This window comes from Streptococcus oralis (assembly GCF_001578945.1).
GTDB classification, from domain to species: Bacteria; Bacillota; Bacilli; order Lactobacillales; family Streptococcaceae; genus Streptococcus; species Streptococcus oralis_Q.
The window spans coordinates 1-271 of the sequence record NZ_KQ969662.1; the positions used below are offsets into that span (position 1 = coordinate 1).

Here is a 271-nt window from a genome sequence, read left to right on the forward strand (position 1 = left end):
TTAAACAAAATATTATATCCCTTTCCATTTCTTACAGCTGCTCCGATAATTCTTCCCACTCAAGCATGGCTTCTTCCTGACGGTGGCTGATTTTGTCGAGTTCAGTCTGCAATTCCATGAGCTTTTCAGCATCGTTGGTTTCCAGCATTTGTTCAGAAACGACTTGGCTTTGACTTTCTAACTCTTCGATTTCAGCCTCTAAACTCTCTATTTGGCGCATGAGCTTACGGGCTTCTTTCTGACTTTCTTTCTGAGCTTGGTAGTCATTAAC

Annotated in this window: 1 protein-coding gene; it reads right to left on the minus strand. The window is 41.7% G+C overall.

Annotation, left to right across the window (positions count from 1 at the left end; genetic code table 11):
* Positions 1 to 31: 31 nt before the first annotated feature.
* On the minus strand, positions 32 to 271 hold a 240-nt coding region (locus SORDD16_RS10280), incomplete at its 5' end, for an ABC transporter C-terminal domain-containing protein (protein ID WP_241734082.1).